Origin of the sequence: Pseudomonas sp. MWU349 (assembly GCF_017947325.1) — a bacterium.
In the GTDB taxonomy this organism is placed as follows: domain Bacteria; phylum Pseudomonadota; class Gammaproteobacteria; order Pseudomonadales; family Pseudomonadaceae; genus Aquipseudomonas; species Aquipseudomonas protegens.
In genome coordinates, this window is record NZ_JAFEVP010000006.1 from 23843 (window position 1) to 45907 (window position 22065).

General features: G+C 65.1%; 23 protein-coding genes. 9 read left to right on the forward strand and 14 right to left on the reverse strand.

What is annotated here, in order from left to right:
• Positions 1-159: 159 nt before the first annotated feature.
• On the forward strand, positions 160-1065 hold the full coding sequence (locus tag KCG88_RS23090) for a LysR substrate-binding domain-containing protein (RefSeq protein ID WP_210713167.1): 906 nt from the start codon (positions 160-162) through the stop codon (positions 1063-1065).
• A gap of 39 nt (positions 1066-1104) precedes the next feature.
• Here the strand turns inward: KCG88_RS23090 and KCG88_RS23095 are convergent, their stop codons facing one another.
• The 7 genes from KCG88_RS23095 to KCG88_RS23125 form a co-directional block, all read right to left on the reverse strand.
• Positions 1105-3579 (reverse strand): TonB-dependent siderophore receptor, encoded by a 2475-nt coding sequence (locus tag KCG88_RS23095; protein WP_210713168.1) that lies wholly within the window; start codon positions 3577-3579, stop codon positions 1105-1107.
• A gap of 101 nt (positions 3580-3680) precedes the next feature.
• Positions 3681-4652, reverse strand: a complete 972-nt coding sequence (locus KCG88_RS23100) for a FecR family protein (protein ID WP_210713169.1) — start codon at positions 4650-4652, stop codon at positions 3681-3683.
• Positions 4649-5170: a sigma-70 family RNA polymerase sigma factor gene (locus tag KCG88_RS23105; RefSeq protein WP_015635079.1), complete on the reverse strand. Its 522-nt coding sequence runs from the start codon at positions 5168-5170 to the stop codon at positions 4649-4651. The genes KCG88_RS23100 and KCG88_RS23105 overlap by 4 nt, the downstream gene beginning before the upstream one ends.
• A 111-nt stretch (positions 5171-5281) precedes the next feature.
• Positions 5282-6256 (reverse strand): porphobilinogen synthase, encoded by a 975-nt coding sequence (gene hemB, locus KCG88_RS23110; RefSeq protein ID WP_047285672.1) that lies wholly within the window; start codon positions 6254-6256, stop codon positions 5282-5284.
• A 280-nt stretch (positions 6257-6536) separates the two neighbouring features.
• A complete protein-coding gene (locus KCG88_RS23115) occupies positions 6537-7130 on the reverse strand; it encodes a hypothetical protein (RefSeq protein WP_210713170.1) in 594 nt (197 codons plus the stop codon).
• On the reverse strand, positions 7127-8029 hold the full coding sequence (locus KCG88_RS23120) for a PhzF family phenazine biosynthesis protein (protein ID WP_210713171.1): 903 nt from the start codon (positions 8027-8029) through the stop codon (positions 7127-7129). Before KCG88_RS23120 ends, KCG88_RS23115 begins: the two co-directional genes overlap by 4 nt.
• Before the next feature lie 215 nt (positions 8030-8244).
• Positions 8245-8949, reverse strand: a complete 705-nt coding sequence (locus tag KCG88_RS23125) for a glutathione binding-like protein (RefSeq protein ID WP_047285667.1) — start codon at positions 8947-8949, stop codon at positions 8245-8247.
• 226 nt (positions 8950-9175) lie between these two features.
• Here KCG88_RS23125 and KCG88_RS23130 point away from each other — a divergent pair, with 226 nt between their 5' ends.
• On the forward strand, positions 9176-9850 hold the full coding sequence (locus KCG88_RS23130; protein ID WP_210713172.1) for a histidine phosphatase family protein: 675 nt from the start codon (positions 9176-9178) through the stop codon (positions 9848-9850).
• Here the strand turns inward: KCG88_RS23130 and KCG88_RS23135 are convergent, their stop codons facing one another.
• Genes KCG88_RS23135 through KCG88_RS23150 form a run of 4 tightly spaced genes read right to left on the reverse strand, consistent with a single transcriptional unit; the run spans position 9851 to position 13367 of the window.
• Positions 9851-11140, reverse strand: a complete 1290-nt coding sequence (locus KCG88_RS23135; RefSeq protein ID WP_210713173.1) for an FAD-binding oxidoreductase — start codon at positions 11138-11140, stop codon at positions 9851-9853.
• Entirely contained in the window at positions 11137-11883 is a 747-nt protein-coding gene (locus KCG88_RS23140; protein WP_011060582.1) for an amino acid ABC transporter ATP-binding protein, read from the reverse strand. Before KCG88_RS23140 ends, KCG88_RS23135 begins: the two co-directional genes overlap by 4 nt.
• Positions 11880-12536: an amino acid ABC transporter permease gene (locus KCG88_RS23145; protein WP_011060581.1), complete on the reverse strand. Its 657-nt coding sequence runs from the start codon at positions 12534-12536 to the stop codon at positions 11880-11882. The genes KCG88_RS23140 and KCG88_RS23145 overlap by 4 nt, the downstream gene beginning before the upstream one ends.
• Positions 12537-12596: 60 nt before the next feature.
• A complete protein-coding gene (locus tag KCG88_RS23150) occupies positions 12597-13367 on the reverse strand; it encodes an ABC transporter substrate-binding protein (RefSeq protein WP_183000119.1) in 771 nt (256 codons plus the stop codon).
• A 171-nt stretch (positions 13368-13538) separates the two neighbouring features.
• Here KCG88_RS23150 and KCG88_RS23155 point away from each other — a divergent pair, with 171 nt between their 5' ends.
• The 5 genes from KCG88_RS23155 (at position 13539) to KCG88_RS23175 (ending at position 17095) form a co-directional block, all read left to right on the forward strand.
• Positions 13539-14315, forward strand: coding sequence for an IclR family transcriptional regulator (locus KCG88_RS23155; protein WP_016964561.1), 777 nt, complete (start codon positions 13539-13541; stop codon positions 14313-14315).
• Between the two features lie 240 nt (positions 14316-14555).
• Positions 14556-15611 (forward strand): permease, encoded by a 1056-nt coding sequence (locus KCG88_RS23160; protein ID WP_047336330.1) that lies wholly within the window; start codon positions 14556-14558, stop codon positions 15609-15611.
• Positions 15612-15698: 87 nt separating this feature from the next.
• Complete coding sequence (locus KCG88_RS23165; RefSeq protein WP_210713174.1) at positions 15699-15950, forward strand: type II toxin-antitoxin system HicA family toxin; 252 nt, start codon at positions 15699-15701, stop codon at positions 15948-15950.
• Positions 15947-16288: a type II toxin-antitoxin system HicB family antitoxin gene (locus tag KCG88_RS23170; RefSeq protein WP_047285654.1), complete on the forward strand. Its 342-nt coding sequence runs from the start codon at positions 15947-15949 to the stop codon at positions 16286-16288. The genes KCG88_RS23165 and KCG88_RS23170 overlap by 4 nt, the downstream gene beginning before the upstream one ends.
• A gap of 465 nt (positions 16289-16753) precedes the next feature.
• The gene (locus tag KCG88_RS23175) at positions 16754-17095 is read left to right on the forward strand and encodes a DUF3077 domain-containing protein (protein WP_047336329.1); all 342 of its coding nucleotides are present in this window, start codon (positions 16754-16756) and stop codon (positions 17093-17095) included.
• A gap of 53 nt (positions 17096-17148) precedes the next feature.
• On the opposite strand, the gene mnmH is transcribed toward KCG88_RS23175, so the two are convergent.
• The 3 genes from mnmH to KCG88_RS23190 are packed head-to-tail and all read right to left on the reverse strand — an operon-like array spanning position 17149 to position 19731.
• On the reverse strand, positions 17149-18252 hold the full coding sequence (gene mnmH / locus KCG88_RS23180) for a tRNA 2-selenouridine(34) synthase MnmH (RefSeq protein WP_047336328.1): 1104 nt from the start codon (positions 18250-18252) through the stop codon (positions 17149-17151).
• Positions 18252-19286, reverse strand: coding sequence for a selenide, water dikinase SelD (gene selD / locus KCG88_RS23185; protein ID WP_015635068.1), 1035 nt, complete (start codon positions 19284-19286; stop codon positions 18252-18254). Before selD ends, mnmH begins: the two co-directional genes overlap by 1 nt.
• A gap of 43 nt (positions 19287-19329) precedes the next feature.
• A complete protein-coding gene (locus tag KCG88_RS23190) occupies positions 19330-19731 on the reverse strand; it encodes a nuclear transport factor 2 family protein (RefSeq protein ID WP_241774824.1) in 402 nt (133 codons plus the stop codon).
• 261 nt (positions 19732-19992) lie between these two features.
• Between KCG88_RS23190 and KCG88_RS23195 the strand changes: the two genes are divergently transcribed.
• Positions 19993-20949 (forward strand): nucleoside-specific channel-forming protein Tsx, encoded by a 957-nt coding sequence (locus KCG88_RS23195; RefSeq protein ID WP_210713175.1) that lies wholly within the window; start codon positions 19993-19995, stop codon positions 20947-20949.
• A gap of 87 nt (positions 20950-21036) precedes the next feature.
• On the forward strand, positions 21037-22065 hold the full coding sequence (locus KCG88_RS23200; protein WP_210713176.1) for a purine nucleoside permease: 1029 nt from the start codon (positions 21037-21039) through the stop codon (positions 22063-22065).

Here is a 22065-nt window from a genome sequence, read left to right on the forward strand (position 1 = left end):
TCTTCACTCCTGTGTGAATTCCAGGGTAACAGCATGAAAATCAGTGACTTAATACTAAATTCCAGGCTCTGTGAGAGGTTTTTGATATCAATGAATTCGCTGTGAAACCATGGGCCTTGGGGTTTACAGTCCCACAGCCCCCAGCCAGGAAGCATCGCCATGATCGAAACGCGCCTGTTGCGCCAGTTCATCGCCGTCGCCGAGGAACTGCACTTTCACAAGGCCGCCACGCGCCTGCACATGGCCCAGCCACCCCTGAGCCAGGCCATCGCCCGCCTGGAGGAAAAACTCGGTTTCAGCCTGCTGCGGCGCAATCGTCGAGGCGTAGCCCTGACGCCGGCCGGGGCGGACTTTCTGCACAGCGCCCGGCGCACCCTGGCCACCCTGGAACAGGGCATCGAGCAGGCGCGCCATATTGCCCAGGGCCTGGCCGGCAGCCTGCGCGTCAGTAGCCTGTCACTGGCCGGCTACCCCAGCTTGCTCGCCAGCCTGCGGGGCTTTCGCCAGGCCTTGCCCGAAGTGCGCCTGGAACTGCGGGAACTGCCTTCGGCCGAGCAGCTCAAGGGCTTGCTCGGCGGCGACATCGACCTGGCGTTCATGCGTGAGCTGCCGCTGCCCGAAGGGCAGATAGCCTCGCGCTTGATCCTCGATGAACCGATTCTCATCGCCCTGCCCCACGACCACCCCCAGGCCCAGGCGCCAGAGGTAGACCTGCGGGAGCTGGCCAACGACGACTTCGTGTTCACGCCCCAGGCCCTGGGCAGCGGCTATCACAACCAGCTGATGGCGCTGTGCAGCGCGGCCGGGTTCACCCCGAAGGTGGTCCAGGAAGTGGCCCGGGTCCACACCCAGCTGGGCCTGGTGGGCTGCGGTTTCGGCGTGGCCCTGGTGCCCCGCTCGATGGCCGATGCGGTACTGCAGGGCTGCGTCGCCTACCGCCCGCTGCGGGCCATGGGCACGCAGCCCAGGCCAAGCATCGGGCTGTACATGAACTGGCACCGGGACAACCCTTCGCCACAGCTGCAGCGTTTCATGGCCTTGCTCGACGCCGGGCCCGGGGCCTGAAGCGGCCGTGCAGAAGGCCTGAGCGGCCGCCACCGGGCCTTAGAAGTCGGCCTTGACCGACAGGGTGAAGTTGCGCGGATCACCGTAGAAATTGCCGAAGCCTTCGGTGCCGATGGTGGTGTAGTAGCGCTTGTCCAGCAGGTTGTTGCCGTTGAGCGCCAGGGACCAGGTGTCGTCGATGCGATAACCGATGCGCCCGTTCCAGATCGCATAGCCGGCCTGGCGGATGTGCTTGCCGCTGGTAGGCGAGACCCGGTAGTTGTCACTCTGGGCGTTGACCCCGGCCCCCACGGTGAAGCGCTCCAGGGCACCGCCCAGCTGGTAGTCGCCCCAGACCCGCAGCAGGTGCCGCGGCACGTAGCTGTTGTACGCCAGGCCGGTGTTGGCGCCGTCGGCATCCTCCAGGATCTTGGTCTGGGTGTAGGTGTAGCCAGCCAGCACTTGCAGGCGCTCGATCACCTCACCGCTGACTTCGGCTTCAACGCCCTGGGCGCGGACCTTGCCCGAGTTCAGCGAGCAGGTGCTGTCGGGGCACAACGGATCGTCCTGGGCAGCGTCTTGCTGAATCGTGCGGAACAGGCTCAAGGCGCTGTTGAGGCGGCCGTCGAACCACTCGCCCTTGATCCCCGCTTCGTAGCTCTTGCCTATCAGGGGCTTGAGGGAGGCGCCGTCCAGGGTCCGATAGCTGCCCTGGGGGGTGAAGATGCTGGAGTAGCTGGCGTAGGCCGTGAGGTTGTCGTTGAGGTCGTACAGCACCCCGGCGAACGGCGTGACCTCGCCGGTTTCCTTGGATCGGGCACTGCTGGGGGTGCGGGTATCGCGCCAGTAGGCCACCGAATCGTTCTGCGACTTGTACCAGCTCACCCGGCTGCCCATGACCAGGGTCAGCGGGTCGGCGAGCTTCAGGCGCAGGGTGGAATACAGCCCTTGCTGCTGGATCTGCAGATCAGTGGGGCCGCCCCGGGTGGAGTTGCTTTGGTAGTAGCTGTCATCGGGCTTGGGCAGGTGGTGATCGGGGTCCAGCACGTTCTGGCGCTGCGGCAACACGGCCACGGCGTAGAAGTCGTCCTTGATCGAGCGGCTGGCGTTGGCGCCGAAGGTCAGCTCGTGCTCCTGGCCAAAGGCCTGGAAGTGCCCGTCGACATAGGCGTCGAAGCCGTAGTCCACCTGGTCGTAGTCGTAGATGCTGCCCAGCATCAGGGTGCTGGAGCGGCTGGCGCCCACCGGCACCGAACCGCTGGGGAAGGCGTACTCGATGTCCTGGGTATTGCGGCTGTAGACCCCGGCCACCTTCAGCGCCCAGTCGTCGTTGAGTTGCTGGCGCAGGTCGGCGAAATAGGTCGCGCGCTTGCTGCGCGAGTTGTTCCAGGCGGTGTTCAGGCAGGTGGAACGGCCCAGCTTGAGGTCGCTGCCGTCGCTGTAGCGCGGCAGGCCGCCCCAGCACGGGCGCGAGTCGACGTCTTCATAGGCCATGCCCAGGCCCAGGGTGGTGGCGTCGCTGAGGTCGAAATCCAGGGCGCCGTAGTAGACCTGATCCTTGCGATCCCCCAGGTCGTAGAAGTACTGCCGGGTCTGCTGGGTCACCACGGCCCGGCCACGGACGGTACCGGCATCGTTCAACGGCCCGCCGGTGTCCACCTGGGCCCGGTAGTTGTCCCAGCTGCCGGCGGACATCGTCAGTTCGGTGTGGGGCGTGGCCTGGCCGCGCTTGCGCACGAAGTTCACCGAGCCGGCAGTGCCGCCCGCGCCCTTGAGCATGCCGGCAGCGCCGCGCAGGATCTCCACCCGGTCATAGAAGGCCATGTCGCTGCTGAAGCTGTCGGCCTGTACGTAGCTGCTCCCCATGTCCAGGGGCACGCCGTCGTACTGGTACTGGCCGGTCATGCGAAAGCCCCGGGAGTAGAAATACTTGCCACCCATGGGCGAGTCGTAAAGGGTGATGCCCGGGGTCTTCTCCATCACCTGGTCAATGGTGTTGAGGTTCTGGTCATCGAGCATCTTGCGGGTGATCACGGTCACCGACTGCGGGGTTTCCTTGAGCGAATGCTGGCCCTTGCCGATGGTGACCGCGCCGGTGGTGTAGGAACCGGAATACTCGGTGGTGGCCCCCAGCTCCTGGCCCTGCACCTGGGTGGTGCCCAGCTCCAGAGCGCCGCTGCCCTGGGGCACGGGGCGCAGCACGAAGCTGCCGTTGCTCTGGGGCTCGGCCTGCCAGCCGCTGCCGGCGAGAATCCGCGCAAAGCCTTCCTGTACCCCGTATTCACCCTTGAGCCCCGCCGAACGCAGGCCGGCGGTCTGCCGGGCATCGAAGGAAATGGCCGCGCCGGCCGCGCTGGCGTAACGGCTCAGCACCTCGGTCAGGTCACCGGCGGCAATATCGAAGCGGCGCACCGCGGTCTGTTCGCTGGCCGCCACCGCGGTCAACGGCAGCAGTGCCGCCCCGTAGACCGCCAGTGCCCCCCAGAGCCCGACCTTGATTGCCTGGGCCAACTTCGACTTGTGAACATCAGACATGCTTTGCCTTCCCCGCTAACGAAAATGAATCCACTGGGGGATAAGCCGGACCAGGAAGGGCAAACATGCAAAGACCCTTGAATTTTTTTCGCCCCGCGGATTCAACCCACGCGGCTATCGGAAACCCGTACCCAGTAGCGGGTGTAGCGCTTGATCTGCAGGGAGAAACCGCTTTCCAGCGCCGCCAGGGCGCGGTCGGTGTCATCGATGGGAAAAGCCCCGGAGATCTTCAGCCCGGCAATCTGCGGATCGCACTGCACAACCCCGCGGCGGTAGCGCGACAGGTCGGCCAGCAATTCCCCCAGGGGCCGGTCGATGGCGATGATGCTGCCCTGGCGCCAGGCACCCACCGCGGCATCGTTGGGCCGCAGCGCGGCAAAGCCCCTGGCGCTGAACGCCAGTTGCTGGCCGGCCTCGACCCGGCGCGGCGCGCTGCCTGCGCCCAGGCTGACCTGCACCGCGTGTTCCAGTACCGCCACCTGCTCCTCACGCTCATCGCTGCGCAACACGAAGCGAGTGCCCAGGGCCAGCACCTCGGCGTCCCGGGTGAAGACCCGGAACGGCCGCTGCAAGGGATCGGCAGCGGTGCTGACCAGCATCTCGCCCCACAACAGCTGCACCTCGCGTTGCTGGCTGTCGAACTGCACGTTGATCGAGGTGTTGGTATTGAGCAGCAGCGAAGTGCCGTCCGCCAGGCGCACTTGCCGGCGCTCGCCGATCTGGGTCCGATAATCGGCCAGCAGTTGCTGGGCACTGTCGCTGCGCCAGCCCAGCCAACCCAGGGAACCGGCCGAGGCCAGCACCACCAGGTTGCGCATCAGCTCGCGGCGCGAGCGCCCTGCCCCGCGCAAGGTGGAACCGGCCAGGCCACCGGGCAGCGCCGACATCTGCTCGCCCAGTTGCTGCATGCGCTCCCACGCCTGGCGGTGCAAGGGGTCGGCGGCCAGCCATTCGCGCCAGGCAGCCTGCTCCTGCTCGCTGGCGCTGCCGGAGCGCAATTGCGCGTACCAGCGTGCCGCGCCGCTGATGGCCTGGCGCTCGCCGACGCTCAGTTGCAGGCCGGCGAAACTCATGACAGCTGCATCCGCATCTGCATCAGGCAGCAATGCTCCATGGCCTTGGCCATGTAGTTGCTCACGCTGCGCACGGAAATCTGCAGGCGCTCGGCGATCTGTTCGTAGGTCAGGCCATCGCACTGGGATAGCAGGAAAGCCTGTTTCACCTTGGGCCCCAGGCCATCCAGCAGACGGTCGATTTCCATCAACGCCTGGAACAGCACGCTCTGCTCCTCCGGCGACGGGTGCTCGCCCTCGGGCACCAGGGCCAGGGCTTCGAGGTAGGCCTGCTCCAGGGAACGCCGGCGAAACAGATCGATCAGCAGGCCCCGGGCAATGCGCGACAGGTAGGGCCGCGGCTCACGGATCTCCACTGCGTTGCGCGCCTTGAGCACCCGCACGAAGGTGTCCTGGGCCAGGTCGGCGGCATCGAAGGCGTTGCCCAGGCGCTGGCGCAACCAGCCCTGCAACCAGCCATGGTGATGGGTGTAGAGGTCGGTGACGGCACAGCGCAGGGATAAGTCGTCGGCGGGCATGACAGTAAGGATTCATATTTGATAATGAATCGCATTGTCATGTAGAGACGGAAGTCTTGGCAATAGCCACGAACGCCGGGCGACGTTCGTGGCGGTACTGCGGGGGCCTGGTCAGATCCCGGCCAGGGCCAGGTCCATGGCGAAGTAGGTGAAGATCAGATCGGCGCCGGCGCGCTTGATCGAACCCAGGGTTTCGCGCACCACCCGCTGCTCGTCGATGGCGCCGGCCTGGGCGCCGAACTTGATCATCGCGTACTCGCCGCTGACCTGGTATGCCGCCACCGGCAGGCGCGAGGCCTCGCGGATGTCGCGGATGATGTCCAGGTAGGCCCCGGCGGGCTTGACCATCAGCGAGTCGGCGCCTTCCTGCTCGTCCAACAAGGACTCGCGCACCGCTTCGCGGCGGTTCATCGGGTTCATCTGGTAGCTCTTGCGATCGCCCTTGAGCGCGCTGCCGCCGGCTTCACGGAACGGGCCATAGAGCGCCGAAGCGAACTTGGTGGAATAGGCCATGATCGGCGTCTGGGTGAAGCCGGCGGCGTCCAGGGCGCGGCGGATGGCCTGGACCTGACCGTCCATGGCCGCCGACGGCGCGATCACATCGGCGCCAGCACGGGCCGCGGCCACCGCCTGCTTGCCGAGGTTGATCAGGGTCTGGTCGTTGTCCACTTCATGGCCGTGCATCACGCCACAGTGGCCGTGCTCGGTGTATTCGCAGAAGCAGGTGTCGGACATCACGATCATTTCCGGCACAGCGTCCTTGGCGATGCGCGACATGCGCGACACCAGGCCGTTTTCCTTCCAGGTGTCGCTGCCGTCGCAGTCCAGGTGGTGGGAGACACCGAAGGTCATCACCGACTTGATCCCGGCGCGGGCGTAGCGCTCGATCTCCCCGGCCAGCCTGGATTCGGGAATGCGCATCACCCCGGGCATGCTCTTGATCGGCACGAAATCGTCGATTTCTTCCTCGACGAAAATCGGCAGCACCAGGTCGTTGAGGGTGAATTCGGTTTCCTGGAACAGGCTGCGCAGTTGTTCGGAGCGACGCAGGCGGCGGGGACGGGCTTCTGGGAACTGGCTGGACATGATTTTTCCTAAGGCTGAGCGCGAAACAACACGAGCTATGGCGAAAAAAGGCTGAAAGCTTATGCCCAGAGACGCCCCGGTACAAACCCGCACGGCTCAAGAGAGTCTTGCCCAAGCCGTAACAATGCCCTTAAGGCCCGGCGATCCACGGGTGTCGGCCACGCGATGCGGCCAGCCTGCGACCATCTGACGCAACAGCAGCAGCCATTGAAAAACCTGCGCGCGACCACTCTTGCGGTGGGCCGCTGACAGCGGCGCTTGTTTCTCGCACGGTTGCGCACTACGGCTCGCTGCCCTGCAAATTGAGGGTGTAGTCCTTCAGAGGCGTTTTGAAGTAGGCCAGGCCGGTTTCGTCAACCTTTCCCCTGAGCACGATTTTCTTGACCGAGTCTGCAATTTCATCGGCAGCATTTTCGGACTGAATCGTCGCTTCGATGCACTCGCCAGGCCGGTAACCCACAGTTTTAACGATCAGATTGAGATCGACGTAATGGTCAGCCTCGCGGCCCACAACGCGACGATTTTCCGGGCCCTGGGTCCAATAAATTTCCACGACTTTGCCGGCCGATGGCTTGACTGGCAGGTTGCACGTGGCATTCACCGCCACGCCCTTGTTCCCTGGCGTGGCCGCCACGCTGGCAGATGCCGCGGATTCGCTCCCCGGTGCCTTGCCAGGCAAGGTTGCCGGGCCGGGCTGTTGTTTGACTGCCGTGGTTTCTGCGCTGCAAAGCAGGGGCTCAAGGGCCAGCAAACTCACCAGGCCGGCCCGCAGCAGCCCCCCCTTCCAGGGCCCAAACTGGGCCCAGGCGCACAGGCGCCGTGCCGGTTTGTGCGTGCCGGTGCCTGCAAAATCGCCAGGTGTCAGCGCGCTCATGGATGACTCGGTCCAGTGGGCGAAGGTGTGTTCTCGCACGTTTGCTCACTGCTTGGGGAAAGCCGTAGGTGCCCTTCGATGCAGGTTCGCGCCGTGCCGCCGATCCAGATTTCATCGCCGATCTGTTCCACGTCAATCCGCCCTGCCCGCCCCATGCTCAGGCCCTGGCTGACCCGGTAGCGCGCCGGTGCCAGCCCGGCGCCCAGCAACCACTGGGCGATGCCGGCATTGAGGCTGCCGGTGGCGGGGTCTTCGGGCATGCCATCACCGGCGATAAAGGCCCGTACCTCGAACTGCGCGTCGCTGTCATCGCGCTCGGGGTCACAGGGCGCGATCACCCCGACCGCCAGACCGATCAGCGCCGGGTAGTCAGGTTGCAGGTCCAGCACCTGCTGGCGTTCGCCGAGCATCACCGCTAGCCAGCCGGCGCCGTTGTCGACCCACTGCGCCTGCACGATGTCCCCGGGCGTAAGGCGCAGACCACGGCGCACCTGCTCCAGCACCTCGGGCTCCACAGGGCCGGCCTTGAGCAGCGGCGGCGCGAGAAAGGCCAGCTGATTGCCCTGGCGGCGGATGCGCACCAGGCCCACTTCGCACTCCTGGATGATCTCCTCGCCCCGGGGCACGCCGCCGGCTTCGAGCCAGGCGTGGCAACTGCCCAGGGTCGGGTGGCCGGCGAAGGGCAATTCCTGGTTGGTGGTGAAGATCCGCAGGCGGTAGTCGGCCCGGGGATCGCGGGGCTGGAGCAGAAAGGTGGTTTCGCTGAGGTTGGTCCAGGTGGCGAAGGTGGCCATGCGCTCGGTGCTGAGCTCGTCGGCGTTGAATACCACGGCCAAGGGGTTGCCTTTGAGGGGCGCCGAGCTGAAGACATCGACTTGCTTGAAACTTAAGGGGCGCATGCAACAATTCCTGTTTCTTGATAAGGCCCAGCGTTATAAGGCGCAACGTTGGCTGTAGCCGCAGCCGAGCCAGGGCCAGGCTGCGAAAGAGCGGGCTGCGTTCGGTATGCAGGCCCTGGCTTGGCGCCCCCAGACACACCCCTGGCGTTCTTGGGATAACCGCGACCGCTGCGCTTGTGCGCAGCCTGCGGCAGCGGCTACAGGGCGTGCGTGCGTCAAGAAACCTTGGGAATCTCCAACCCGCGGATCACCGCCGGGCGCGCCACGAATTTGGCCAGCACTCGCTTGACCTCGGGAAAGTTGTCGAAGCCCACCAACTCACCCGCCTCATAGAACCCGATCAGATTGCGAATCCACGGAAAGGTCGCGATATCGGCAATGGTGTAGCGCTCGCCCATGATCCACTCGCGCCCCCCCAGGTGCTTGTCCAGCACCCCCAGCAGACGCTTGGCCTCGTTCACGTAGCGCTCCAGCGGCCGCTTGTCCTCGTACTCCCTGCCGGCAAACTTGTTGAAGAACCCCACCTGCCCGAACATCGGGCCGATGCCACCCATCTGGAACATCAGCCACTGGATGGTTTCATAACGCGCCGCCGACTCCTGGGCCAGCAGTTGCCCGCTCTTGTCCGCCAGGTAGATCAGGATCGCTCCCGACTCGAACAGCGCCAGCGGCTGGTCCCCCGGGCCGTGGGGGTCGAGAATCGCCGGGATCTTGTTGTTCGGGCTGACACTGAGGAACTCCGGGGTCATCTGGTCCTGGGTCTCGAAGCTGACCCGGTGCGCCTCGTAGGGCAGGCCGATCTCTTCGAGCATGATCGAGACCTTGACCCCGTTGGGGGTCGGCAAGGAATACAACTGAATCCACTCAGGGAACTGCGCAGGCCATTTCTGGGTGACGGCAAAGGCGGAAAGATCGCTCATGACAGGCTTCCAGTCTCAATCAAAGGGGGCGGCGCCCCGGATGGGCAACGGCAGGGAATTATCCGCCGGGTTTTCTTAAATCGGCAACATGCAGCGCCTAAGCTGCCTGCAATCGAACCAAAAGCCGTTCAGGGACTCATAAGCCACGGCCCGATCAGGCCACGAGCAACGACAGGGAACATGGGTTTGTCAGCCTCACGCATTGCACTTGAAGAATGACCGCACCATGAACCTGCCCCGCCGCCTTGCCCGCCACTTCAAGCACCGCCGCTACCTGCCGTTGCCGGCCCTGTTGCTGGGCAGCGCCCTGTGCCTGTCCCTGGAATCCAGCGCCAGCCGCGCGCAACCGGTGGACGGCACCCAGACCCTGGTGTTCCTGCGCCACGCGGAAAAACCTGCCGGCGGCCTCGGCCAGCTCAACTGCCAGGGCCTGAACCGGGCCATCGACCTGGCCTCGCTGCTGCCGGAGAAATTCGGCAAGGCGCAGTACGTGTTCGCCGCCGACCCCACGCGCAACGTCGAGGAAGGCGAGCTGGACAACTCCTACAGCTACATCCGCCCGCTGATGACCATCAGCCCCAGCGCCATCAAGCTCGGCCTGCCGGTGAACATCGACTTTGCCGCCAATGACACCAGCGACCTGGCGGACGAGCTGCTGCATGACCGCTACCACAACGCGACCATCTACACCGCCTGGTCCCACGGCTACCTGCCGGAGCTGATCAACAAGGTCGCCGAAGAAGCCGTGGGCCAACAGCAGCCGATCACCGAAGACTGGGCCTCCAGCGACTTCGACTCGCTGTACGTGCTGACCCTGACCTGGCGCAACGGCAAGGCCAGCCTGCGCAGCCAGAGCTATAAGCAGGGCCTGGACGGCGGCGAGCAGGATTGTCCGAGCTGATCAGCCCAGGGCGTCGAGCAACCGGTACCAGGCAATCCCCGCCCCCAGGTAGAGGCGTTGCAGGCCGTGCAGCGGAATCGGCCGCAACGGCGTGACCGGGAACGGAAAACCCTGCCCCGCTCCCGTCAGCCGCGCCGCCAGGTGCCTGCCCAGCAGGGTCGACAAGGCAATGCCGCGCCCGTTGTAGCCCAGCAGGATCGACAGCCCCGGCGCCGGCTCGTGCAACTGCGGCAGAAAACTCGGGGTCAGGGCCACGCGCCCGCTCCAGCGATACTCGATGGGGACCCCCGCCAATTGCGGAAACAGGTTCAGCAACGAGCGCTCCAGGTGGTTCCAGTCGGCATCCCGGCGCGGCTCGGAAAACGGCCCGCGCCCGCCCAGCAGCAGGCGCCCCTGGGCGTCCTGCTTGAAATACAGCAGCAGGCGCCGGGCATCGGAACACACCTCGCCGCCCGGCAGGATGCTCTGGCGCAGCTCGGCCGGCAGCGGCCGGGTGGCGATGATGAAACTGTTGGCGGCGATCACCGTCTGGCGCAACCCCGGCCACAAGTCGTCGGTGTAGCCATTGGTGGCCAGCAGCACCTTCGAGGCGCGCACCCGCGCGCCGCGGTCGGTCTCCAGGGTCCAGCGCCCGCCGTCGCGCCGCAGTTGCCGCACCCGGCTCTGGCCGTGAATGCTCACCCCCAGCCCCATCGCCACCCGGGCCAGGCCCCGGGCGTAGTTCAGCGGGTGCAGGCTGCCGGCCCGCGGGTCGACCCAGCCGCCCAGGTATTGCGAGCTGCCGATGCGCTGGCTCACCGCCGCCTTGTCCAGCAACTCCACGGCCACGCCGCGCTGGCGCCACTGCTCGGCGCGCTGCTCCAGGGTGTGCATCGCGGCGCCGGAAAACGCCGGCTGGATCCAGCCCTTGCGGGTGGCGTCGCAGCGAATGCCGTGTTCCTTGATCAGCTCGAACACTTCATCGGCCGCGCCCCCCACGGCATCGACCAGCGCCTGGCCCTGCACCGGGCCGAACTTGGCCAGCAGTGGCTCGGGGTCGAACTTGAGCCCGGGGATCACCTGCCCACCGTTGCGCCCGGAGGCGCCCCAGCCGGGCTCGCCGGCATCCAGCACACAGACGCTGGCACCGCTCTGGGCCAGGCGCAGGGCACTCACCAACCCGGTGTAGCCGGCGCCGACAATCGCCACATCGACCTCCCGGTCCTCGGCCAGGGCCGGGGTGTGCTCGGCCGGCATGGCCGTGGCCGCCCACAGCGAGGGCGGCATGCGCAGGAGCTGGGACGCGCTCATGCCTGCACCTCCGCGCCCTGGTTGAGCAAGCGCCGCAGAAAATCCTGGGTGCGCGGGTGGCTCGGGGTGCTGAGCACGGTTCGGGCCGGGCCGGCCTCGACGATGCGCCCGCTGTGGAGGAAGCACACCTGATCCGCCACGTCCTGGGCAAAGCCCATTTCATGGGTGACCACAATCATGGTCATGCCCTCGTCGGCCAGCTTGCGCATCACCGCCAGCACCTCGCCCACCAGTTCCGGGTCCAGGGCCGAGGTCGGCTCGTCAAAGAGGATCGCCTCCGGGTCCATGGCCAGTGCCCGGGCGATGGCCACCCGCTGCTGCTGGCCGCCGGAGAGCTCGTCCGGGTAGGCGTGCATGCGATGGGCCAGGCCGACCTTTTCCAGCAGGGCCTCGGCCCGCAGGCGTGCTTGGCGGGGGTCCTGTTTCTTGACGTAGATCGGCCCCTCGGTGACGTTCTGCAAGGCCGTGCGATGGGGAAACAGGTTGAAGCGCTGGAACACCATGGCCACCCGGGTACGCAGTTCATGGATGCTCTTGGCCTGCCGGTCGACCCGCGCCCCGCTCACCAGGATGTCGCCCTGCTCGTAGCTTTCCAGGCCGTTGATGCAGCGCAGCAGGGTCGACTTGCCGGACCCGGAAGGCCCGATCAGGCACACCACTTCACCGCTGTGCACCTGTAGGTCGATGCCTTCGAGCACCGCCACGTTGCCAAAGCTCTTGTGTACGCCCTTGATCTGGATCATGGCTTTCTCCGGGTGCTGATGCGCGCCTCCAGGCGGCGCAGGGCAAAGGACAGCGGCAGGCTCAGGGCCAGGTAGAGCAAGGCCACCAGGGTGTAGACGGTCATGTTCTCGAAGGTCGAGGAAGCGATCAGTTGCCCGGCCCGGGTCATCTCGGCCACGGTGATGGTGGACACCAGGGACGAGTCCTTGAGCATCATCACCAGGGTGTTGCCATAGGGCGGCAAGGCGATGCGCAGGGCCTGGGGCAGCACCACCCGACGCATGATCATCGGCCCGCGCATGCCGATGGATTCGGCGGCCTCGATCTGCCCCTGGTGAATGGCCTGGATACCGGCGCGGAAGTTTTCCGCCTGGTACGCCGAGTAGGCGATGCCCAGGCCGATCACCCCGGCCTGCATGGCGGTGAGCTGGATGCCGAAATCCGGCAGCACGAAGTAGATGTAAAACAGCTGGACGATGATCGGCAGCCCGCGAATGACGTTGACCACGCCGATGGCGAACAACGCCACCGAGCGCACCTTGGACACCATCATCAAGGCGAAGACCAGGCCGATCAGCGAGCTGAGCACGAAGGAGCCAACGGTGACCTGCAGGGTGACCACTGCGCCTTTCAACAGAATGGGCAGGAAGTCCAGAGCGTTCTGGAGAAACATGGAGAGACCCGTTTAATCAGCTGGAAAGGGACCCGGGCCAGGCGCCGGGTCGCGACTGGATCAGTTGAGCTTCCAGTGCTCGATGATGCGCTCCAGGGTGCCGTCGGCCTTGATCGCGGCGATCCCGCGATTGACCTCGGCCAGGGTCTGGGCATCGCCCTTGCGCACGATCAGGCAGACATCGCCCATGACCACCGGCTGGTAGCCCTTGACCAGCCGCACCTTGTTCTGGGTGCCCTGGGCCAGTTGGTAGGCGAGGATCGGCCGGTCGGCGAAACCGGCCTTGATCCGTCCCAGGGCCAGGTCGCGCATCAGGTCGGGAATCGAGTCGTAGCCGCGCACTTCCTTGAAGATCCCGCGCTTGTTCAACTCGTCGATAAACACCGTGCCGACCTGGGCGCCGACGGTTTCCCCGGCCAGGTCCTCCATGCGGCGGTAGTCGCTGGCGTCATCGGCCTTGACGATCAGGCCCTCGCCGTAGCTGAACACCGGGTCGGAGTACTGCACCACTTTCTCGCGCACCGGGGTGCGCAGCATCGCCGCGGAGATGATGTCGATCTTGTTCGAGGTCAGGGACGGGATCAGTGCGGCGAAGGTGGTCTGCTGGATGTCCACAGCGAAACCACCGGCCTTGCCCACGGCCCGGGCGGCATCGATCATCATGCCCTCGATGCTCTGGCTCTTGACGTCAAGGAAGGTAAAGGGAATGCCGGTGGCGGTGGCCCCGACCTTGTACAGCGGCTCGGCCTGGGCCGACGCCGAAAGGCCCAGGCCAAGGGCGCAACAGAATGCGAAAACAGCGGGTGCAAGGACGCGAGTGCGGGTGTGCATGGCGGATCTCCCATTGGACGGTTTTATTGTTTGAAGTCCGTGATGGATAGCCTCTGGTGTGGAAGGCAGGAGGCATGAGCCCGACTATAAACAATTTACAAAAATCGTAAAGAGATTTATAAATATCGAATATCGATATTTAAAACACAAAATAGCCTGAAAGGACTGGTCATGAGCGATAACAACAACTCCCTTTTCAACCAGTCACTGGAGAAGGGCCTGGCAGTGCTGCGGGCCTTCAACGCCGCGCAACGGACCATGAACCTGGCGGAAATCGCCGCGGCCGCCGACATCAACAAAAGCTCGGCGCAGCGCATGATCCACACCCTGGAACAGCTGGGCTACGTGCGTAAGCACCCGCAGACCAAGCGCTTCCAGCTGACCCCGCGGGTGATGGAGATCGGCTACAACTACCTGGCCGCCGACACCCTGGTGGACGTGGCCAACCCCTTCCTCGCCGAGCTGGCTCAGGTCACCGGAGAAACCACCAACCTCACCGAGCCCGATGGCCTGGACATGGTCTATGTGGCGCGCTTCGTGGCGCCCAAGTTCATCCCCATCCACATGCCCATCGGCAGCCGTATCCCGATGTACTGCACCGGCTCGGGCCGCGCCTACCTCAGCGCCCTGCCCGCCGCCGAGGCCACCCAGATTCTCGAAGCCAGCGAGCGCAAGGCCCACACCCGGCACACCCTGACCGAACTGGCGGACATCCAGCGCGAGATCGACGCCACCCAACGCCGCGGCTACGCCCTGAACCCCGAGGAGCTGTTCCTGGGGGACATGAGCATTGCCGCGCCGATCCTCGGCAGCCAGGGCCTGCCGGTGGCCGCGGTGCACGTGGTGGTGCCCAGCAGCCGCTGGACCCTGGAAGAAGCCGAACGCAAGCTCGCGCCCTCGGTGATCGAATGCGCCCGGGCCATCCGTACCTCGATTCGCACCCTCTGAAAATCGCTCCCCGCTGACGCTCGGCAGCGGCTACAGGGCCAGTGCCGATCCGAAATTGGTGTAGCCGCTGCCGCAGGCTCGGGCCGCGTTCGGACGAATGGCCCGTAGGGACGCGGCGTTCTCAAGGCCGATGAGCTCCCGACGGGGTATCGCCAGGCAAGGCCGGACGAGATCGGTTCGCGGCGCGCCGGCGCCAACGGCTACAATTCGCGCTTATTGTCCTCGTGCGGAATACCTTTCATGTCCAACCTCGCCTCCACCCAGCCCAACCGCGGCTGGGCGTTCTGGTGCAAACCCCTGCTGTTCCTGCTGGTCGCCGCCATCGGCCTGTATTACGTGAAGTGGTCGCCCTACTACCTCAAGGCCTTTGTCGCCGCCGACAGCCACAGCATCGGCGCGTCGATCCTCAACGATCAGCAAAGCTCGCCCTGGAGCGCCGCCCTGGCCTATTCCCAGGTGTACTTCCTGGCCATCTGGAAAGCCGCGGTGCTGGCGGTGATCCTGGGTTCCCTGTTGCAGGTATTGATTCCCCGGGATTGGCTGCTGCGCCTGTTCGGCCGCGCCGGTTTCGGCTCGACCCTGCGCGGCGGGCTGTTCGCCCTGCCAGGCATGATGTGTTCCTGCTGCGCCGCGCCGGTGGCCGCTGGGTTGCGACGGCAGAAGGTTTCGGTAGGCGCGGCGCTGGCGTTCTGGATCGCCAACCCGGTGCTCAACCCGGCCACCCTGGTGTTCATGGGCTTTGTTTTGGGCTGGGGCTTTTCCGCCCTGCGCCTGGTGGCGGGCATTGTCCTGGTGCTCGGCGTGTCCCTGGTGGCGCAACGGGTCGCCGGCCCCGAGCAACTGCCCGAAGCCGCGGTGGATGCGGTGGTGGAAGCCAGCACGCTGAACGACCAGCCGTTCCTCAGCCGCTGGGGCAAGACCCTGTGGCAACTGTTCTGGAGCACCATTCCGATCTACGTGCTGGCGGTACTGGTGCTGGGCGCGGCGCGGGTCTGGCTGTTCCCCCATATCGACGGCGCCATGGGTGACAGCCTGTGGTGGCTGGTGCCGCTGGCGATTGCCGGGACCCTGTTCGTGATCCCCACGGCGGCAGAGATCCCCATCGTCCAGACCATGATGACCCTGGGCCTGGGCACCGGGCCGGCGGTGGCGCTACTGATGACCCTGCCGAGCATCAGCCTGCCGTCGCTGCTGATGCTGCGCAAAGACTTCGATGCCCGGGTGCTGGTGACCGTGGCCGTGCTGACCATGCTGGTGGGGATTGTTTGCGGGTTGATTGGTGCGGTGTTGTTGTAGAACCCTGGTGGTCGAAGCTTATAAGTGACTCACATTGACACTCTTGAATTATGCAACTAAATTTAGTCGCAAAAAAAAGAGGATGCCGTGTCCAAGAACGATAAGCTTCTCGCCAAGTTACTCAACGACCGAGGGACCTTTTCCTGGCAGGAACTGGTCACTCTCCTCAAGCGCCTGGGCTACACACCGTTGGAGGGCTCAGGCAGCCGGGTAAAATTCGACAATGGCGATCCAGGCGCAATAATCAACCTGCACAAACCGCACCCCGGTAATGAGCTTAAGGCCTACATACGCCGCCAAGTGATCGAGCAACTGAAATCGGGAGGTCTCATACCGTGAACAACTTACTGCAGTACAAGGGCTATTTCGGCTCTATCGAAGTCAGTACCGAGGACAATTGCCTCTTTGGCAAACTTCAGTTCATAAGGGCCCTGGTTAGCTATGAAGGGCAGACCGTGGCTGAACTCGAAGCGGCCTTCAAAGAGGCAGTAGACGACTATCTGGATACCTGTGAACAATCGGGTACAGCACCCGAAATCCCTTGCAAAGGCTCGTTCAACGTTCGGGTAGGCCACGACCTTCATCTAGCGGCTGCCGTGGCCGCCACCCGGCAGAATGTATCGTTGAACGATCTGACCCGTCAGGCCCTGAACGAATACCTGCAACATCACCACTGATCGGTATCTCGTGGAGGCTCTGGCGTTCGTTGAGTGCTGGCCTCCAATGGAAATTCCCGCACGCGCCCCCCCCCCGCATCGTCTTGAAACAAACAGGTCAGGGAATGCCGCTCCCGAAACAAGAATTTTCGCTTTGTTTTGTAAGGCTTGTCCGAGAGAATCGCCAACGCCTTTGAGCGGCTTGTGCCCTTGGTGTTCGTCAGGCAGTCTCCCCCGGTCGCTGCGCAATCAGCGACTCGGATGTGGAAGTCCGGAAGGGTCATAGGTACAACGCTTCAACGCGCCTGCCGACGCTTTGCGCCTGCGGATACGTGTTATGGCGGCCATGCGTGGGGCACCTTCGGGTGCGCCGGGTTTTGGGTACCAAAAGACTCCCCGGTCTTCCACACCCACGCACGGCTGCCACCCTCTCGTGTGGAAGCGAGACCGGCGGCTCTACTTAACCTTAGAGTCGTAGGTACCCCAATGAAAAAGCTCGTCCCCGCTCCACCCCGCCCACTGCGCGATCCCGAACTGGATCGCGCCAACGCCAACCTGCTCAGCGCACTGAAACCGACCCAGGCACGCCCGTTCGGCCTGCGCGATGCCCAGGGCAATACCCTGTTCAGCGTGCAAGCCGGGGTCAGCGCCGAAGAGGCCCTGAGGCACGTCGCCCTGCTGCTCAAATGCGCCGAGGAGGTGTCCGATGAAATCACCGAGCGCGCCAGCGGCATCGAACGCGGCCTGATCTGGTCCATGGTGCATTCCGTGGAAATGGCCAGGGCCGTGGTCGAGGCCTTGCTCGACCGTCCACGCCCTGCCGGCTGACGCCTGCGAACACCGCGCGCTCAGGTACTGCGAGCGCGCGGTTTTTTTGAGCGCTAGCGCGATGGCGGCTGGCGCTGGCGCAGGTAATCGAGCACGGCGCCGTGCTCGCCGCTGAACTCGATCCGCGCGCCCTTGCTCTCGCGCTGGAAGGCGTACATCGGGTCGTAGTATTCGCCCAGCAAGCCTTCGATCCAGGCTCGGTGCAGTTCCACGTCACCGCTGCGGGCCTGTTCGGCCAGGGCCGCTTCCATCAGCAGGAACAGGCGCTGGTGACGCTCGCCACCGAGGCGTTTGTGGATCTTGTTCAGGCTTTCCAGCAGGCGTTCGGCAAACAGGGCAAAACCTTCTTCGCCATGCACGGCTACGAACTCGGCGCTGAGGTTGACCACGTAATCGTCGAGGATGCGCTGCACCCGGCTGTCGAGGCGGTCCTCCAGCCAGACCATGGGCAGGCCCTGCATGCTCTGGTACAGCGGCAGCGGCAAGGCGCAGCTGCCGATCATGCGGTTCTCGTCTTCCAGGACAAAGCTCTGCACGCCGCGCTCACGCTTTTTCAGCAGGTCCACCGCCAGGCGGTTTTCGAAGTCGATGTTGCTCGGCTGGCCGGTGGCGCGGCGGCCGAAGCTGGAGCCGCGGTGGTTGGCGTGGCCTTCCAGGTCCAGGGCGTTGTCCAGCTGGCCCAGCACTTGGGTCTTGCCGGTGCCGGTCATGCCCCCCAGGAGGACGAAATCACACTGCTGCAGGGCCTGTTCAGTGGTGTCCAGGAGGAAGGTACGCATGGCCTTGTAGCCGCCGCCGACCCGCGGGTAAGCGATGCCTGCTTCGTCCTTGAGCCACTGCTGGACGATCTGCGAGCGCAGGCCGCCACGGAAGCAGTACAGCAGGCCGTCGGGGTGGGCCCGGGCGAAATCGGCCCAGGCCTGGATGCGCTGGGCCTTGATGTCGCCGGACACCAGTTGATGCCCGAGCACAATGGCCGCCTGCTGCCCCTGCTGCTTGTAGCAGGTGCCGACCCGTTGGCGCTCCTGGTCGGTCATCAGGGGCAGGTTGAGCACCCCGGGAAAGGCGCCCTTGGTGAATTCGATCGGCGCCCGGGTATCCATCATTGGCCGGTCGTTGAGGAAGATCTCGCGGTAGTCGGTGCAGTCCAGAGACATCAGAACACCTCGACCGCGTGGCTCTGTCGCTCCACCAGCTCGCCAATCGGCGCCAGTTCCAGGCCCAGTTCCGCCGCCAGGGCCAGGAATTCGGCATTGCCTTGCGGGGTCACCGCCACCAGCAGCCCGCCACTGGTCTGCGGGTCGCAGAGCACGCGCTTGTGCAGTTCCTGCACCCGACCGACCTTGTCGGCGTAGCTGCTGTAGTTGCGCAAGGTGCCGCCGGGCACGCAGCCCTGGTCCAGGTAGTACTCGACCCCCGGCAGGCGCGGTACGCGGTCGTAGTGAATGCGCGCGGTCAGGCCGCTGCCGTCGGCCATTTCCACCAGGTGCCCGAGCAGGCCGAAACCGGTGACGTCGGTCATCGCGGTCACCCCTTCGAGCTTGCCGAAACGGCTGCCGGGCTTGTTCAGGGTGCACATCCAGTCCCGGGCCAGGCCGATATCGGCGCTGCGCAGCTTGCCCTTTTTCTCGGCGGTGGTGAGCACGCCGATCCCCAGGGGCTTGGTCAGGTACAGCAGGCAGCCGGCGGTGGCGGTGTCGTTGCGTTTCATGAAGCGTTTTTCCACCAGCCCGGTGACCGCCAGGCCGAAGATCGGCTCCGGCGCGTCGATGGAGTGGCCGCCGGCCAGGGGAATGCCCGCCGCGTCGCACACGGCGCGGCCGCCGCGGATCACTTCCCGGGCGATTTCCGGGGCCAGCACGTTCACCGGCCAACCGAGAATGGCAATCGCCATCAGCGGGTCGCCGCCCATGGCGTAGATGTCGCTGATGGCGTTGGTGGCGGCGATGCGGCCGAAATCAAAGGGGTCGTCGACGATGGGCATGAAGAAGTCGGTGGTGGAGACCACGCCGCGCTCTTCATCGATGGCGTACACCGCCGCGTCATCGCGCGAGGCGTTGCCGACCCAGAGCTTGGGGTCGAGGTTCTGCGCCCCGCTGCCGGCCAGGATCACCTCCAGCACCTGGGGGGAAATCTTGCAGCCGCAGCCGGCTCCGTGGCTGTACTGGGTCAGGCGAATCGGCTCGCTCATGGGGCACCTCGTCAAGTCTGGGACCGGGATTCTAGCAGAGCCCTCAGGCACTTGGCCGCGGCGTGCCCTGATGGAACAGCATCTGCCAGCGCCCCTCCTGGCAGCGCCACAGCGAGCTGCGCCAGGCGCTGCTGGCCGCCCGCCCCGGCGCTGCGGCGTTATGGCACAGGTAGGTGACCTGGGCCAGGTCGGGCCCCAGGCACTGCACGGCGAACTCGCTGATGCGCCGTTCGATGAACACCTGCTGCGGCAGGCTGGCCAGCACCTGGGCCTTGTCCCAGCGCCCGCCGCTGGCGCCGAACTCAAGGAAGTCATCGGCCAGCAAGGCCTCCAGCGCCTGGCGATCGGCACGCACTTCGGCCTGTTGCAACTGGCATTCAAGCATCAGCAGGTGGTCGGACAGCTCCATGGTCACTCCCGAGGTGGTGGCGGGTAAGCGGCGCACTCTAGCATTGCACGCCTGCACCAGCGCCGGGCCTGGGGGCCGGGCATTGCCCAGGCCTGCAGCGTCCGGCCCTCCCCGCCATCGGCACGCACCCCGCCCCAAGCGCCAATCCAGCGGCCATTCACGCCTTTGTCGCAAGCCACTGTTTCAAGTTGGTACGCCATATGCAAACGTTTGCGAGTTGTAATTTTGTGGGTGTTCGCCGCCTTCTTTCGAAGTGCGAGCACAAGGGACTTCACACTGCAAAAACAGGGACTTTCCATGCTCAACCCTCTGCGACGCCATGCGTCCTGCCGTACCCTGGCTGTTTCGTTGTGGCTGGCCGGCGTTACGGGTCTACCCAGCGCCTTCGCCCAGCCCCCCGCCACCCTGGCGGACGACTCGGCCCAGGGCGAAAGCCTGAGCGCCGATGTGCAAGCGGCCAAACAGGGCGCTTACCTCTCCGACTGGTACAACCAGGACCTGATGCTCATCGGCAGCAAGGACATCAGCTTCGGCCCGCGCCCGGCAGACGACATCTACCTGGAATACGAATACTTCGGGCGCAAGGGCCCCTTCGAGCTGTACGGCTACATCGACCTGCCGAAGATCCTCGACATCGGCAACAGCCACGACAAGGGCATCTGGGACCACGGCTCGCCGCTGTTCATGGAGCACGAGCCGCGAATCTCCATCGACTACCTGGCCGGCCGCAGCCTGGCCATCGGCCCGTTCAAGGAATGGTACGTGGCCTTCGACTGGATCTACGACCACGGCAGCCGCACCGCCAACCGCGCCAACACCCTGTACAGCGGCCTGGGCACCGACATCGACACCCATTCGCGGGTCAACCTCTCGGCCAACTTCTACGGCCGCTACCAGTGGGAAAACTACGGCGCCAGCAACGAATACTCCTGGGACGGCTACCGCGCCCAGCTGAAATACATCGTGCCCATCGACAGCTTCAGCAACGGCGCCTCGCTGACCTACATCGGCTTCACCAACTTCGATTTCGGCTCCGACCTGCACAAGGACAACCCGGCCCGCACCGCCAACGCCACGGTGGCCACCAACGTGCTGCTCTATTCCTTCACCCACCTGCGCTTCACCCTGGTGGGCCGCTACTTCCATAACGGCGGCAACTGGGAGGATGGCAGCGTGCTGAATTTCGGTGATGGCCAGTTCCGTGCCCGCTCCAATGGCTGGGGCTATTACGCAGGGGTGGGCTATCAGTTCTAGAGCAGTGCCAAGACCGAACAGGTTGCGCTGAGTTGCAACCTGGATCAGGCAGGATAAGCGCCAATTAACGGCAGTCATGGAGGTTGTATGCGTGGGATTCAAAAGGTTTCGTGGGCAATGGGCTTGAGTGCACTGGTGGCTAGCGGCGCCTGGGCCAGTGAGGCACCGATCAAGCCCAAGGTGGTGCTGATCAGCATGTTCGCGCCGGAAGCGCAGCACTGGATCGAGCGCCTGGAGCTCAAGCGCGAGATCCGCGTGCCGGGGCTGGCGGCGGAGTATCCGGTGATTCGCTGCAACGACCGGGACGTGTGCCTGTTGACCACCGGCATGGGCCAGACCAATGCCGCGGCGTCGACCCTGGCCCTGGCCCTGTCGCCCAAATTCGACCTGCGCAAGAGCTATTTCCTGATTGCCGGGATCGCCGGCATCAGCCCCCGGCACGGCACCATTGGCACCGCCGCCTGGGCCCATTACCTGGTGGAGTTCGGCACCCAGTGGGAAATCGACTCCCGGGATGCGCCCAAGGGCTGGCCCACCGGCTACCTGGGGATCAACACCAAAGGCCCCAACGAAAAACCGCCCCTGGACTACAAGACCGAAGTCTTCGAGCTGAACCCCAAGCTCCAGGCCAAGGCCTTCGCCCTGAGCCGCAACGTGGCCCTGAGCGAGAGCAAGGAATCGGCGGCCTGGCGCCTGAAATACCCCCAGGCCCCGGCCAACCAGCCACCGGTGGTGACCCGTTGCGACACCCTGGCGGGCAACACCTGGTTTTCCGGCACCCGCCTGAGCGAACGGGCTGAGGTCTGGACCCGCTTGCTGACCGACAACAAAGGCACCTATTGCACTACCCAGCAGGAAGACAATTCCACCTACGAAGCCTTGCTGCGGGCCAGCCGCGAGGGCCTGCTGGACATCCAGCGCCTGGCGGTAGTGCGCGCCGGTTCCGACTTCGACCGCCCGGCCCCGGGGGCCAGCGAAGTGGACAACCTGCTCAAGTACGCCGACCAGGGCGGCTTTGTCCCGGCCCTGGAAAACCTCTACCGGGCGGGCAACCCCCTGGTGCAGGACATCCTCGGCAACTGGTCGGCCTGGGAAAAGGGCGTGCCCGAGACCTGA